At 46.2% G+C, this 14,658-nt stretch carries 14 protein-coding genes and 1 pseudogene; 14 read left to right on the top strand and 1 reads right to left on the bottom strand.

The genetic code is table 11. The features are described from left to right. The first annotated feature begins 9 nt into the window (after positions 1–9). The 13 genes and pseudogenes from fliE (at position 10) to tatC (ending at position 11,973) form a co-directional block, all read left to right on the top strand. On the top strand, positions 10–366 hold the full coding sequence (gene fliE, locus M9196_RS17435) for a flagellar hook-basal body complex protein FliE (RefSeq protein WP_250618879.1): 357 nt from the start codon (positions 10–12) through the stop codon (positions 364–366). 3 nt (positions 367–369) lie between these two features. After that, entirely contained in the window at positions 370–2,130 is a 1,761-nt protein-coding gene (gene fliF / locus M9196_RS17430) for a flagellar basal-body MS-ring/collar protein FliF (RefSeq protein ID WP_250618795.1), read from the top strand. Then, the gene (locus M9196_RS17425) at positions 2,096–3,112 is read left to right on the top strand and encodes a flagellar motor switch protein FliG (RefSeq protein WP_250618794.1); all 1,017 of its coding nucleotides are present in this window, start codon (positions 2,096–2,098) and stop codon (positions 3,110–3,112) included. Before fliF ends, M9196_RS17425 begins: the two co-directional genes overlap by 35 nt. Positions 3,113–3,114: 2 nt before the next feature. Further along, positions 3,115–3,894, top strand: a complete 780-nt coding sequence (fliH, locus tag M9196_RS17420) for a flagellar assembly protein FliH (RefSeq protein WP_250618793.1) — start codon at positions 3,115–3,117, stop codon at positions 3,892–3,894. Next, positions 3,887–5,242 carry a FliI/YscN family ATPase gene (locus M9196_RS17415; protein WP_284677215.1) on the top strand — a complete coding sequence of 452 codons (1,356 nt, stop codon included), beginning with the start codon at positions 3,887–3,889 and terminating at the stop codon, positions 5,240–5,242. Before fliH ends, M9196_RS17415 begins: the two co-directional genes overlap by 8 nt. 39 nt (positions 5,243–5,281) lie before the next feature. Next, on the top strand, positions 5,282–5,716 hold the full coding sequence (gene fliJ / locus M9196_RS17410; protein WP_250618792.1) for a flagellar export protein FliJ: 435 nt from the start codon (positions 5,282–5,284) through the stop codon (positions 5,714–5,716). A 247-nt stretch (positions 5,717–5,963) separates the two neighbouring features. Next, positions 5,964–7,298, top strand: a pseudogene (gene rmuC, locus M9196_RS17405) (DNA recombination protein RmuC); the annotation flags it as partial. 47 nt (positions 7,299–7,345) lie between these two features. Further along, on the top strand, positions 7,346–8,128 hold the full coding sequence (gene ubiE, locus M9196_RS17400; RefSeq protein ID WP_250618790.1) for a bifunctional demethylmenaquinone methyltransferase/2-methoxy-6-polyprenyl-1,4-benzoquinol methylase UbiE: 783 nt from the start codon (positions 7,346–7,348) through the stop codon (positions 8,126–8,128). 10 nt (positions 8,129–8,138) lie between these two features. Further along, positions 8,139–8,792 (top strand): ubiquinone biosynthesis accessory factor UbiJ, encoded by a 654-nt coding sequence (locus tag M9196_RS17395; RefSeq protein ID WP_250618789.1) that lies wholly within the window; start codon positions 8,139–8,141, stop codon positions 8,790–8,792. Next, positions 8,789–10,423 carry a ubiquinone biosynthesis regulatory protein kinase UbiB gene (gene ubiB, locus M9196_RS17390; RefSeq protein ID WP_250618788.1) on the top strand — a complete coding sequence of 545 codons (1,635 nt, stop codon included), beginning with the start codon at positions 8,789–8,791 and terminating at the stop codon, positions 10,421–10,423. Before M9196_RS17395 ends, ubiB begins: the two co-directional genes overlap by 4 nt. A 54-nt stretch (positions 10,424–10,477) precedes the next feature. Next, positions 10,478–10,735 carry a Sec-independent protein translocase subunit TatA gene (gene tatA, locus M9196_RS17385; protein WP_250618787.1) on the top strand — a complete coding sequence of 86 codons (258 nt, stop codon included), beginning with the start codon at positions 10,478–10,480 and terminating at the stop codon, positions 10,733–10,735. Between the two features lie 3 nt (positions 10,736–10,738). Further along, positions 10,739–11,137, top strand: a complete 399-nt coding sequence (tatB, locus tag M9196_RS17380) for a Sec-independent protein translocase protein TatB (RefSeq protein ID WP_250618786.1) — start codon at positions 10,739–10,741, stop codon at positions 11,135–11,137. 83 nt (positions 11,138–11,220) lie between these two features. Beyond that, the gene (tatC, locus tag M9196_RS17375) at positions 11,221–11,973 is read left to right on the top strand and encodes a twin-arginine translocase subunit TatC (RefSeq protein ID WP_250618785.1); all 753 of its coding nucleotides are present in this window, start codon (positions 11,221–11,223) and stop codon (positions 11,971–11,973) included. Between the two features lie 654 nt (positions 11,974–12,627). Here the strand turns inward: tatC and M9196_RS17370 are convergent. Then, the gene (locus tag M9196_RS17370) at positions 12,628–13,389 is read right to left on the bottom strand and encodes a TatD family hydrolase (protein WP_250618784.1); all 762 of its coding nucleotides are present in this window, start codon (positions 13,387–13,389) and stop codon (positions 12,628–12,630) included. Between the two features lie 199 nt (positions 13,390–13,588). Between M9196_RS17370 and hemB the strand changes: the two genes are divergently transcribed. After that, positions 13,589–14,626, top strand: coding sequence for a porphobilinogen synthase (hemB, locus tag M9196_RS17365; protein ID WP_250618783.1), 1,038 nt, complete (start codon positions 13,589–13,591; stop codon positions 14,624–14,626). The last annotated feature ends 32 nt before the right edge of the window (positions 14,627–14,658 follow it).

The raw sequence follows: 14,658 nt of genomic DNA, 5'->3' as shown, positions 1-14,658 counted from the left end.
AGAAGTATGATGGCAATGCAACCTATCAATAGTGCGGTTTCAGCGGAACAACTTATGCTGACCAAGCTTCAATCGATGCAACAACAGATACAACCAGACTTTGTGGTGTCATCAAATCCGGTTGATACACAGCACTCTTTGTCCCCTTTATCTTTTTCAACGGCAATGAAAGGGGTGTTGGATCGGGTGAATGAGCACCAGTCATTAGCAAGCAGCAAAATGACGGCAGTCGAGACTGGCCAAAGTGACGACTTGGTTGGAGCGATGGTCGCGAGTCAAAAAGCGAGTTTATCATTTTCGGCCCTGATGCAGGTTCGTAATAAAGTCGTATCTTCGTTTGATGAAATCATGAAAATGCCGGTGTAGATAATGTCAGAATTAACGTCTCAAACGATGCCAAGCCCTGGGGCTATCGAGTCATCGTCGTCTAAAAGCCAGGCTTTTGCTCACAAGAAACCTATCGGTGATTTTAGTCAGAAACTAAAATTATTGTGGTCAAGCTCGCAGCGCAACCTCGTACTGTCTGCTGTATTAGCCGCCATTGTTGCCGCGATTATTGTGGTGGCCTTATGGAGTTCCTCGCAAAGTTATCGTCCTTTGTATAGCCAACAAGAGCGTTTTGATATTGGCGAAATCATTTCTGTGCTAGAAGCGGAAGGGATTGCCTATCGTCTGCAAGAGCAAAATGGTCAGGTGTTAGTGACGGAAGGGCAGGTTGCGAAGATTCGTATGTTGTTGGCGGCGAAAGGCGTAAAAGCGCAATTGCCAACTGGCTTAGATGCTTTGAAAGAAGACAGCTCGCTTGGCACCAGTCAATTTATGGAAAACGCTCGCTATCGACATGGCCTAGAAGGCGAGTTAGTTCGCACCATTATCTCGCTCAACGCTATTGCTAATGCTCGGGTGCATTTAGCGATCCCTCGTCAAACGCTGTTTGTCCGTCAGCAAAGTGAAGAGCCTTCCGCTTCAGTCATGCTTGAGCTCAAGGCTGGCGATGATCTTAAACCAGAACAAGTCGAAGCGATTGTTAACTTGGTGGTGGGCAGTGTCACGGCAATGAAGCCTGAGTTTGTTTCCGTTATTGATCAATATGGTCGCTTGCTTAGTGCTGATATTGGCTCAATGGAAGCCGGTAAGGTGAATGCTAAATATCTCGACTATCAGAAGAGTGTCGAAAAGCAGGTGATTCAACGCGCGGCGGATATGCTTACGCCCATTGTTGGACCGAGTAACTACCGAGTTCAAGTCGCGGCCGATCTTAACTTCAGCCAAGTAGAAGAAACACAAGAGATCCTTGATTCGACTCCTGTTGTTCGTAATGAGCACAGTATTCAAAACAACAGTATCGACAATATTGCGTTAGGTATTCCTGGCGCGTTAAGTAACCAGCCACCGGTGACAGGTGAAGTTGAAACACAAGACAGTAAAAATACCAATGCGCGCAGTGAATTGAATCGCCAGTATGCGGTGGGCAGCAGTATTCGCCGAACGCAATATCAGCAAGGTGAAGTGGAACAGTTAAGTGTATCGGTATTGCTTAATGAAGCGGCAGCACCGAATGGTACGGCGTGGACAGACGCGGAACGTAATCAAATATCGGACATGATTATGGATGCGGTGGGGATCTCGGCAGGTCGTGGCGATCGCCTTAACGTGATGAGTTTTAACTTTACGCCGATTGAAATTGACGCACCAGTTGCCATGCCATGGTGGCAAGACCCAACGGTTCAGCAGCCGTTGCGTTATGTGATTGGTGGGCTGTTAGGGATGGCGATGATTATGTTTGTGTTGCGTCCTTTGATTATGCATTTAACAGGGGCCGATCAGCGTAATGCGAGCCTTGAGTTTGCTGAGAATCCTCAAGATGACTATCAAGAGAATGTGCAAACCAGAGAAGAGCGAGAACGAGAAGAGTTACTCAATCGTAAGTTGTCTGAGAAGGGCATTACGTCGGCTTCATCGGGTCTGGATGCAAGCAGCGACATGTTACCGCCGGCGGGCTCTCCGCTAGAAATTCAATTAAAACATCTGCAGCTTATTGCTAACGAAGAGCCAGAGCGTGTCGCAGAAGTACTAAAACAATGGGTGAACGTGAATGAAAACAGCGCAGTCAACACCAGCCACGCTTAGTCATGTTGAGCGTACCGCACTGGTACTGCTTGGGATGGGGGAAGATGCCGCCGCACAGGTGTTTCAACACTTTACTCGAGATGAAACGCAGCGTGTGACCAAAGCAATGGCACGTTTGAGCGGTATAAAAAGTGATAATGCTAAGCAGGTCATTCAACACTTTTTTGATGATTTTCGCCAACATAGTGGCATCCGTGGTGCATCAAAAGCGTATTTGTCGAACACGCTACGCAAGGCGTTAGGTAATGACTTAGCGAAGGGGCTGCTTAACAATCTGTATGGGGATGAAATTCGCAACAACATGCAGCGCTTACAGTGGGTTGATGCCGAGATCTTAGCGCGCTTTATTGCTCAAGAGCACCCCCAAATGCAGGCCATATTCTTGGCGTATTTGCCTCCAGAAACCTCGTCGAAAGTACTTGAGCAGTTGCCCGCAGATTATCATGATGAGCTGTTGTATCGGATTGCGCGTTTGCAGGAGATAGACCATGACGTGGCAAGCGATCTAAATGAGTTGATTGAACGGTGTATAGAGCATGTCTCCACGAGCCAAAGTGCACCATTGTCGGGTGTTAAACAAGTGGCGGATATTATCAATCGCTTCTCTGGCGATAAGAGTATGTTGATGGAAATGCTCAAGCTACATGATGAAGATGTGGTGAATGAAATCGAAGAAAACATGTTTGATTTCATGGTGCTTGGTCGACAGCGTGAAGACACCATGGACCGATTGGTACAACAAGTTCCACTCGAACTGTGGGGAACCGCGTTGAAAGGCGCCGAAATCTCGCTTCAGCAAGCAATAAAACGCTCCATGCCTCAGCGTTTAGTCCAGGCATTGGAAGACGACATGCAACTGAGAGGCGCAGTGCCTGTTAGTGCGGTGGAACGTGCGCGTGGTGAGATTATGCAGATGGTTAAAGCGATGTCTGAAGCGGGCGAAATTGAGTTGTCACTGTACGAAGAACAGACGGTGGAATAGCGATGAAGCATAAGGTTACCTCGCCACTTGCGATTGAAAGTAAGCCGATACTTAGGCTAGCGGCATCCGATTATCGGCTGCATCGTTTTCCTCCTGTCGCCCCTAAAATTCAAGCCAATGATCGGTCTGAAGAGATAATGTGGGGAGAAGAGGCGTCACAGGCAGACGTGCAAGAAAAGCTCGAGATGGGATTTCAGCAAGGGCTTGAACAAGGGCACCGAGAAGGGGTGCAACAAGGTCTTGAACAAGGTCAGCAGCAAGGCTTACTTGAAGGGCAAAAAGAAGGATTTCAAAAAGGGTTTATCTCCGGCGAGCAATCAGGCAAGCAGGCTTTTTTAGAGGCGATTAAGCCCGTCAACGAGATTTACCATCATTTAGAGCGTTGGCAGGAAGAGAAAGATCAACAGCAGCGCCACGTGATTTGTGAATTGGTGCAAAAGGTTGCCCAGCAGGTCATTCGTGCAGAATTGACGCTCATGCCACAGCAAATACTCGCGCTGGTGGATGAAACGTTGGAAGCGATGCCTGGTAAGACTGAAAAAGTGTTGGTGCATTTGAATCCGCAAGATTTAGAGCGTATCGCTAACATCAATGCTGAACTGCCCGATAATTGGAAGCTAGTAGCGAAAGCCGAGCTACCTGTGGGCGGTTGTCATTTGGTCACGGATGACGCAGAAGCGGATGCCAGTTGTGATGCGCGGTTGGAAACCTGCATGGATAACGTGAAGAATCACCTACTTGACGAAACATTGCCAGCGCGCCATGAGTCCAATCATGACTAGTGCCGCGTCGTTACCCCTAACGGCAAGGCTTCATGATGCGATGGCATCATTGGAGGCGGTGCCGGTGGCGAAAGTGACGGGTCGCTTGGTTAAAGTGAATGGGTTGATGCTGCAAGCGGTGGGGTGTCGTTTTAAGCTCGACCAGCGATTTTTAGTTGAGACGGCAGAAGGCGACATGATTGAAGCACAAGTGGTTGGGTTTGATCATACGATTGCTTATCTCATGCCGATTCGTCGCTTAGGGGGATTATTTGCCGGTGCTAAGGTGATCCCGTTAGAAGGGGACAGTCATGTACATTTGGGGCATCACTGGTTAGGACGGGTGGTGAATGGCTTGGGGGAAGTCCTTGATGATGGGGCGCCGCTAACAGGGGGAGATCGAGTATCGTTGGAACCTCAACCGATCAATCCGTTAAAACGTCGTCCGGTGGATACGCCTCTTGATGTCGGGGTACGCGCGATTAATGGCTTACTCACGGTGGGAAAAGGACAGCGTATTGGATTGATGGCGGGCAGTGGCGTGGGTAAAAGTGTCTTGATGGGTATGATTACCCAAAACACAGAAGCTGACGTTATTGTGGTCGGGCTCATTGGTGAGCGCGGTCGTGAGGTGCGTGAGTTTGTTGAACGTAATCTCACACCAGAATCGCGTCGCAAAGCCATTATTATTGCAGCCCCCGCGGATGAATCACCATTGATGCGATTGCGTGCTACGTTGCTTTGTCATCGTGTTGCGGAATATTTTCGTGACAAAGGTCAAGATGTCTTGTTGTTGATGGACTCACTGACCCGTTATGCCATGGCTCAGCGAGAAATTGCCTTAGCATTGGGAGAACCACCGGCTTCACGAGGGTACCCACCTTCGGTATTTAGTATTTTGCCACAATTGTTAGAAAGAGCCGGAAACAGTGAGCACCCGGATGGCAGTCTCACGGCAATCTATACGGTGTTAGCGGAAGGCGATGACCAGCAAGATCCGGTGGTCGACTCTGCTCGTGCCATATTAGATGGCCACGTTGTGCTCTCTAGGCAACTCGCGGAACAAGGGCATTATCCGGCGATAGACATTAACGCCTCGATTAGCCGATGCATGAATGCTTGTACTGAAAAAATGCATCACATGATTGCCAATCAATTTCGTCAATGTTACGCCAGCTACCTGCAGGTCAAGGAGTTATTGCCATTAGGTGGTTATCAGCCCGGGCAAGACCCCGAACTTGATCGCGCAGTGATGATGCACCCACAGTTGAAAGCCTATTTGCTTCAAGGTGCCGACGAGACACTGGATTACTCGCAAAGCTTAACGCAACTGGCGCAGCTCTTTGCTAGTGAAGCAACGTCGCCGTAACGGCGCCATGTCGCGTGTTGACTATCAAGGAAGGGTATCATGGAGAGTAAAATAAAAGCGGTCGGCGCGTTGACCATGCTTGAAGAAACTCAACGTGACCGCATTGGGTCGCAATTAGATACTGCACGTCAACAAACCGAGAAACTAGAGTCGCGATTGTCAGCATTAGCTGAGCTGAAATCCTTTCACCACGGTCATGGTGTGCAATCTCGTAGTCGACTGAGTTTGATGAACATGACGATGGTAGACCGTATGTTGCAAAGCATGTTGAACCACCAAGTTCATGAGCAGGCGGTGATGCAGGCGGAGTGTCATGCTATAGAGGCACAATTGCAGCAAAAGTCGCAGCGTGTGCATGGCTTAGAGCAAGTACTTGAGCGTTGGAAAAACAAACAAAAATATGAAAAAGCCAAACGTGATCAAAAGATAATGGAAGACATTATTAATTCGCGTTTAAAGCTGAGAAAATTGTAAATATCTGGACATTTATCCAGTATAAATTACCATTAGCATTAGACGAAACGCTGATGGCTGACCAAACATGCAATGGATCATTGATCACCAAACCCTCCTACTTTCAATCACTTCTGTCTCTACCTGCCTAGGGTTTTCGGCAGCTGCCATATTTTTCTTTAAAGCGCGACAAACCGCTGAAATCATCGAGCAAAAAGCGGACATGGTTCAAATGAGCTTAGAGCAAGAGATTGAACGGTTGCAGCAGGCCTTAAAAGAAGCCAAGCAAGAGTTAGATGAGCTTGATGATGAGCGGGATAAATCGGCATTTGAGCTTAAACAAGCGCACGGTAAGGTGATGGCTGCGGTAGAAAAATTGCGTTATTTTGAAGCGGTGAAACAAGAGCGCCAACATTATGCGCAAGAGCTTGAACGTGTGCGTCAGGCTCGATCCCTATCGGAAACCGAATTACGTGAGCAGCTGGCCACGTTTCAACAGCAGCAGCGTTCAGATACGGAAAAGATGCAGCTTCTTGAGCAATCTGAGCTGCGATTAAAAGAGCAATTTGAGCGCTTGGCGAACCAAGTGTTAGAAGCTAATAGCAATAAAGTGGATGCGCAGAACCGTCAGAGCCTGGATGGGATTTTAACGCCGTTAAAGCAACAGCTTGAAGGGTTTAAAAAGCAGGTTAACGACAGCTTCAACCAAGAAGCGAAAGAGCGACATACGCTAGTACATGAACTGAAAAACCTACAGCGCTTGAATGATCAGATGACTCGCGAGGCGATGAATTTGACGCAGGCACTTAAGGGAGACAACAAGCAACAAGGTAACTGGGGAGAGGTGGTGCTTGCGCGCGTACTCGCAGAGTCTGGTTTACGTGAAGGGCATGAGTACGAAACTCAGGTTAATTTGCAAAATGAAGCAGGTAAGCGTTTTCAGCCCGATGTGATTGTACATTTACCACAAGACAAACAAGTGGTGATTGATTCCAAGATGGCGCTGGTGGCTTTCGAGCGTTATTTCAATGCTGATTTGGACACAGAGAAAGAACAGGCACTTCGCGATCACTTACTGGCGCTAAGAAACCACATTCGTGGTTTATCACAAAAAGACTACCACCAGTTAAAAGGCATTCGTTCACTGGATTACGTATTGATGTTTATTCCGGTCGAACCCGCTTTTCAGGTTGCGATTCAAGCCGACCCAAGCTTGGTAAAAGACGCGATGGAACACAATATTATCGTCGTGAGCCCGACCACGTTGCTGGTGGCCTTACGTACCATCGATAACTTGTGGCGCAATGAAAGGCAGAATCAAAACGCGCAAATCATTGCCGATAAGGCAAGCAAGTTGTACGACAAGCTAAGACTGTTTGTCGATGATATGGAAGCATTGGGCGGCGCATTAGATAAAGCGAATCAGAATTATCAAGGCGCCATGAATAAATTGGCCACTGGGCGAGGAAACGCCATTCGTCAGGCAGAAAGCTTTAAAGAACTGGGGGTAGAAGTGAAACGCTCAATTTCTTCCTCTATCACAGAAATTACACAAAATGATGCTTTGGTGGAAAGACAACCAGAGACGGATAAAGTAAACTGACCGTCGGCAGCGCCGGGGTAATGTCGCGCTGCGTATGAGGAAGGATAATGACGGATACTAACGTGCAATCGAATCAAGTAAATCAACAAGATGAAACCACGCATTTTGGTTTCGAAACGGTTTCTAAGGGTGAAAAAGTCACGCGTGTTGCGGAGGTTTTTCACTCAGTAGCTGCTAAGTACGACATTATGAATGATCTCATGTCGGGCGGAGTCCATCGATTATGGAAACGCTTTACGATTGATTGCAGTGGAGCAAGACCAGGTCAGCGTATTCTTGACCTAGGTGGCGGTACGGGCGATCTCACGGCGAAATTCTCACGTATTGTCGGTGATCAAGGCCACGTTATCTTAGCGGATATCAATAACTCCATGCTCAATGTGGGTCGTGATAAATTAAGAGATACGGGCATCGTTGGTAATGTTCATTATGTCCAAGCGAATGCGGAAGAACTGCCATTCCCAGATAACTATTTTGATTGTATTACGATCAGCTTCTGTCTTCGCAATGTGACGGATAAAGATAAAGCGCTACGTTCAATGTATCGCGTGCTTAAACCTGGTGGTCGTTTATTGGTCCTAGAGTTCTCTAAACCTATCTTAGATCCACTATCGAAAATTTATGACGCTTATTCTTTCCACTTGTTGCCAAAAATAGGCGAGATCGTGGCAAATGACGCCGAGAGTTATCGTTATTTGGCTGAGTCTATTCGTATGCACCCAGATCAAGAAACGCTAGAAGGGATGATGCAAGACGCTGGCTTTGAACATACTAAGTACTTTAACCTGACCGGTGGTATTGTCGCTTTGCACCGCGGCTATAAATTCTAAGGATAGGTAAATGCCATTTGATCCACTAGTGACGGCGGTGGTTGAGACCACGCTGAATACTCTGATTAAAGATGATGATGACCTCGTTAAACGCGTAACGCGTTTAAAAGGTCAAAGCATCCAAATTCACCTGCGTGAGTTCAATAAGTCGTTGACCTTTATCTTTAGCCATCAACTCGATGTGTTGGCAAACTATGAAGGGGTGGCGGATTGTTCGCTGTCGTTGAATTTATCTGTGCTCCCTGAACTAAGAGAGCAAGCTAATATCACTCGTTTGATTAAACAAGATAAGCTTGAACTTGAAGGCGATATTCAATTGGCGCAAAAGTTTGCTCAGTTGATGACTGATTGTAAGCCTGATTTAGAAGAGTGGCTGTCTCGTGTGACGGGCGATGTCGTTGCGCATACTTTTGTGCAAGGCGCGAAAGGAGCGGTCGGGTTTGTCTCTTCCCAAATGAGAAAGCATCAAGATCACTTAGGACAAGTCCTGACTGAAGAGTGGAAAGTAGCGCCCGCACCGTTAGAAATTGCTGCATTTTGTGATCAAGTGGATGATGTGCGCAGTGCCGTAGATAAGCTTGCTGTGCGTATTGAGCATCTATTGGAATCGAGTGCACTGAATGCGCGTACAGCTTCGAAAGAAGATAACTCGGAGCACTTATGACCCCGAGTGAAATGAAGCGGTTATACCAAATAGTCAAAGTGCAATTAGAGTATGGCTTAGATGAGTTGGTCCCTACGCATCAGTTAACTAAAGCCCCCCTATTAGCACGAAAATCCCTGTTTTGGATTAAAAATGCTCACCCAGAGAAACCACTAGGTGAACGTTTACGTTTGGCTTTGCAGGCATTAGGTCCGGTTTGGGTGAAATTTGGTCAGATGATGTCGACTCGTCGAGATTTGTTTCCCCCTCATATTGCTGACCAGCTGGCTTTGCTGCAAGACCAAGTCTCGGCATTTGATGGTGAATTGGCCAAGACGCATATTGAAAAAGCCTTGGGTGGTTCGGTTGAGCAGTGGTTTAGTGACTTTGATGTACAGCCTCTGGCATCGGCGTCGATCGCTCAGGTGCACACTGCCAAGCTAAAAGAAAATGGGCGAGAGGTGGTGCTCAAAGTGATTCGCCCTGATATTCGTCCCGTTATCGATGCGGATATTAAGTTGATGTATCGCTTGGCGCGCATTGTTGAAAAAGCGCTGCCAGAAGCACGTCGTTTGAAACCTGTTCAGGTCGTAAGAGAATATGAGAAAACGCTGTTAGATGAGTTGGACTTGCGTCGCGAGGCTGCCAATGCCATTCAACTGAGACGCAACTTTGAAGGCAGCGAAGAGCTCTATGTCCCTGAAGTATTGCCCGATTTTAGCAGTGAAAGCTTGATGGTTTCAGAGCGAATCTATGGGATTCAAGTGAGCGACATTCCTACCTTACAAGCCAATGGCACCAATATGAAGTTGCTCGCGGAACGGGGGGTGAGTGTCTTCTTTACCCAAGTTTTTCGTGACAGCTTTTTCCATGCAGACATGCACCCAGGCAATGTGTTTGTTAGTTATGAGCACCCAGAGAACCCTAAATGGATTGGCTTGGATTGTGGCATTGTCGGTACGTTAAACAGTGAAGATAAGCGCTATTTAGCTGAAAATTTATTGGCGTTCTTTAACCGCGATTACCGAAAAGTAGCAGAGTTGCATGTTGATTCTGGTTGGGTGCCCGCGGATACAAACGTGGATGAGTTTGAATTCTCAATTCGTATGGTGTGCGAGCCGATTTTTGCTAAACCGCTGGGTGAGATTTCATTTGGTCATGTACTGCTCAATTTATTCAACACCGCTCGTCGCTTCAACATGGAAGTTCAGCCTCAATTAGTGTTGTTGCAAAAAACGTTGTTGTATATTGAAGGATTGGGGCGGCAGCTGTATCCACAACTCGATTTGTGGGAAACCGCGATGCCATTTTTGGAAAAGTGGATGGCGAATCAAGTGGGGCCCCAAGCTGTTATCAATGGGATTAAGGAACGCGCGCCGTTTTGGGCAGAAAAGTTACCTGAATTACCAGAGTTGCTGTACGATAGCTTGAAACAAGGTCGCATGATAAATCAGCGTGTAGACATGCTTTATCATGGGTACCGTGAAACAAAACGGCAACATGCGACAGGACAATTTTTATTTGGCGTTGGTGCGACTTTAATCGTATGCTCAGCCATATTGCTAGGAGGTTCTTACCAAGAGCTATCCGGTGTATCCGGTGCTGTTGGTATCACATTTTGGCTGTTAAGTTGGCGTAGTTATCGACGTTAAGCGATAAACTTTAATTTTATTATTCTTTGTTAATCAAGACCCGAGGTAAAGAAAATGGGTGGTATTAGTATTTGGCAACTTCTTATTATTGCTGTCATCGTTGTACTGTTATTCGGCACTAAGAAATTACGCGGAATTGGTGGTGATTTGGGTGGAGCAGTAAAAGGCTTCAAAAAGGCCATGAGCGAAGATGAGTCTGCGGATAAGTCGAAGACAAAAGATGCGGACTTTGAACCGAAGAATCTTGAGCAACAGAAAACAGAAGCTCAAGCGGAACCAACGGAAACTAAGAAAGACAAAGAGCAGGTTTAATCGGTGTTTGATATCGGTTTTTGGGAACTGGTACTCATATCAGTGGTTGGTTTAGTCGTTCTTGGACCAGAACGTTTACCAACTGCTATCCGCAGCGTCTCTCGTTTCATTAGTTCAGCAAAGAGCATGGCAAATAATGTCAAAGATGAGCTCTCGCATGAACTTAAGGTTCAAGAGTTGCAAGACAATTTGCGTAAAGCTGAGAAAATGGGCATGGAAGACCTGTCTCCAGAACTGAAAAGCTCTGTAGAAGAACTCAAGCAAGCTGCGCAAGAGGTTACTCGTCCTTATGCTAAGGACAAGGTGCAAACAACCACATCCGATACGACAGAGCCTTCACCGGTTGTTGAAGACGTGGTTAAACCTGTGGAAACTGAGTCGCCAGATAAAAAAGTGCAATAAGGGCGGTAATCCGCTCTTATTTTTTATATATCGAAGATAACCCTGCTTTAGTTTAGTCATCTTCTTACTTGTTTGAGGTTTTCATGTCTACCGTTGAACAGACGCAACCTTTAATTAGCCATTTGCTCGAACTCAGAAACCGATTGTTGCGTGCCATTGGTGCGGTACTGGTTGTTTTTCTTTGTTTGATTTATTTCTCTGGCGATATCTACGATTTTGTTTCTAAACCACTTGTCGAACGCTTGCCTGAAGGGGCGACGATGATCGCGACGGATGTGGCGTCGCCGTTTTTTACTCCGCTTAAATTAACGCTCATCGCATCCATATTTTTGTCTGTACCTTTTATATTGCATCAGGTTTGGTCGTTTGTTGCGCCTGGCTTGTACAAGCATGAAAAACGTTTAGTCATGCCGTTGATGTTTTCGAGCTCGTTGCTATTTTATTGTGGTGTGGCGTTTGCTTACTTCGTGGTCTTCCCTTTAGTGTTTGGCTTTTTCACTGCCATTTCATTGGGTGGGGTAGAGTTTGCTACGGATATATCCAGCTATCTTGATTTTGTCTTAGCGCTGTTTTTAGCGTTTGGTATCGCCTTTGAAGTGCCGGTGGCTATCATTCTATTGTGCTGGACTGGCGCAACGGATGTGAAAAGTCTGAAAGAGAAGCGCCCGTATATTGTGGTTGGAGCGTTTATTGTCGGGATGATGCTAACGCCACCCGATATGATTTCACAAACACTATTGGCAATTCCAATGTGCTTGTTGTTTGAAGTCGGGTTGTTCTTTGCGAGGTTTTACACTCGTAAAGATGATGAGTTAGAAGAGCAAGACGACGATTAAACCAAAAGAGATAGAAAAATAGCGGCGATTGAGCCGCTATTTTTTTAGCTTCTTACCATGATGGTATAGCCACACGCACGGCATATAAAGATCTGCTTTACTCCGTTGAGTTTTTGCCAAATAGAACGCTTATGACGCCACAGTAAGACTCCGTGCTCACACATAGTTATCTCCTTGATTACCCATAATACTTTGATTGGAGAGATTGTTGGCCTGGCATTTTATTGATTACGAACTTCTTTGGGAATGCCAAATTGGAAGCAGTATCACAGTTTAATATGAGTGAAACACATGATGTACGCAGTGTGGGATGATGGTTTGTGAAAAAGGGGTTATTGATGAAAAGAAAAAGCCACTCTTGGGTAAAGTGGCTGATCGCATAAAGCGAAAGGCTGTGAGGCTACTTAACGATGACAGTATGTCCACATCCAGAACAAATATAAATTTCTTTAATGCCTTTAAGCCGCTGCCAAAACGTTCGCTTTTGTCGTTGTAATAAACTGCCGTGCTTGCACATACCCACCTACCTAAAATGATTCAGAAGTTGGCATGACCGCCAACCAATATGCTACCGGTGTGTATTCTACTTGTTGGTATTTCGGAAGGGTATGCTTTTAGTGGTATCAAGTAAATATTTGTATGTTTTTTATGTATTTACAATGAGAACAACGCTTTTGCATTTCTGGTCGTCATTGCGATCAGTGATTCTCTATCTGTCTCTTTATATTGTGCCATTCGATCAACAATCAAAGCGGTATAGGCAGGCTCGTTGCGTTTCCCCCTATGTGGGACTGGCGCCAAGTAGGGACAGTCGGTTTCAAGAAGCAGCCACTTTACATCGAGCTCAGGAATGACTTTATCCATACCCGCATTCTTAAATGTTGACACGCCCCCAATGCCGAGATGAAAGCCTAATCCATTAATGGCTTTTGCTTCTTCTAAGTTACCGCCAAAACAATGGAACACCCCTTTTAATGTGCCATCTTGCTCTTTTTTAAGTAGAGAAAGGGTTTGCTCAATGGAGTTACGAGTGTGGATCACAACGGGAAGGTTACGCTCTTTAGCCCAATTAAGCTGGGTGATGAAAGCATATTCTTGTTCGGCTTTGTAAGTTTTATCCCAATAGAGATCGATGCCAATTTCACCCACGGCAATAAAGTGGTGTTTATCGAACCAGCCTTGAATCTCTTTGAGGGTGTCTTTGACATTTCCGTCAACGTAACAAGGGTGTAGACCCATCATTGAACGACAAATGGATGGATAAGCCGCTTCGGTGGCAAGCATAGGTTCAATTGATGCTAAGTCGATGTTCGGTAAGAGAATGTTCTCTATGCCAGCGGCAAGAGCACGTTGGACAACATCATCGCGATCTGCATCAAACTCTTCGGCGTATATGTGGGCATGGGTGTCGATCATAGGATTACTTTACTGTCTAAATGATTGGGTAAGTATATACACAAGTTCTCGCGGCGAAAATCACTGTCGTAATATCAACCGATACTACAGACGTTCCTATGCAATTAAATGTGGATCGGCATTTTCCAGTATTACTACTAGCATGCAGCATTGAGAATGCTATGCTTGGTTTTCGCATTTTCCAGACAAGGAGCACGAAGTGTCTGTATCGATTCAAGGTCAATTTCCAGCAAGACGTATGCGCCGTTTGCGTAAACACGATTTTAGCCGTCGCTTGATGGCGGAAAACCAGATTTCTGTGGATGATTTGATTTACCCAATGTTTATTTTGATGGGTAAAAATCGTCGTGAATCGGTGGAGTCGATGCCAGGTGTTGAACGCCTGTCTATTGATTTGATGCTGGAAGAAGCTGAGTACTTAGCAAAGTTGGGTGTGCCTGCAATCGCGCTATTCCCAGTGGTTAACCAGGATGCCAAAAGTATCTGTGCGGTTGAAGCCTATAATTCTGAAGGGCTTGTCCAACGCGCTGTGAAGCTACTGAAGCAAAATGTGCCAGATATGGGGGTCATTACCGATGTCGCTTTAGACCCGTTTACCACCCATGGTCAAGATGGCATTATCGATGACAATGGTTATGTGCAAAATGATGAAACCACTGAAGTATTGATCAAGCAGGCTCTGTCGCACGCTGAAGCTGGGGCGGATGTGGTTGCACCGTCTGATATGATGGATGGACGTATCGGTAGAATTCGTGAAGCACTAGAAGACGCCGGTTACATTCATACTCAAATCATGGCGTACTCAGCAAAATATGCGTCGAACTATTACGGGCCATTTCGCGATGCAGTCGGTTCAGCATCAAACCTGAAAGGCGGTAATAAGAAAAATTACCAGATGGATCCTGCTAATAGTGATGAAGCCTTGCACGAAGTAGCAATGGACATTAATGAAGGCGCAGATATGGTGATGGTGAAGCCAGGAATGCCGTATTTAGATGTAGTACGTCGAGTGAAATCAGAGCTTCAAGTACCGACTTTTGCGTACCAAGTGTCGGGTGAGTATGCGATGCATAAAGCCGCGATTCAAAATGGTTGGCTTAAAGAGCGTGAGACGGTGCTCGAATCACTGGTTTGTTTTAAGCGAGCTGGGGCGGATGGTATTCTCACCTATTTCGCTAAAGATGTAGCGGAATGGCTTGCTGAAGAAAATGGCGAGGCACAAAAACACCTTCGTTAAGTCGTGGTTGTTGATTGTTATAAAGGTCGGCA

Source organism: Vibrio methylphosphonaticus, assembly GCF_023634655.1.
GTDB lineage: Bacteria > Pseudomonadota > Gammaproteobacteria > Enterobacterales > Vibrionaceae > Vibrio > Vibrio methylphosphonaticus.
The sequence above is the reverse complement of the archived record's forward strand: the minus strand, read 5'-3'. Positions and strand labels throughout refer to the sequence as shown.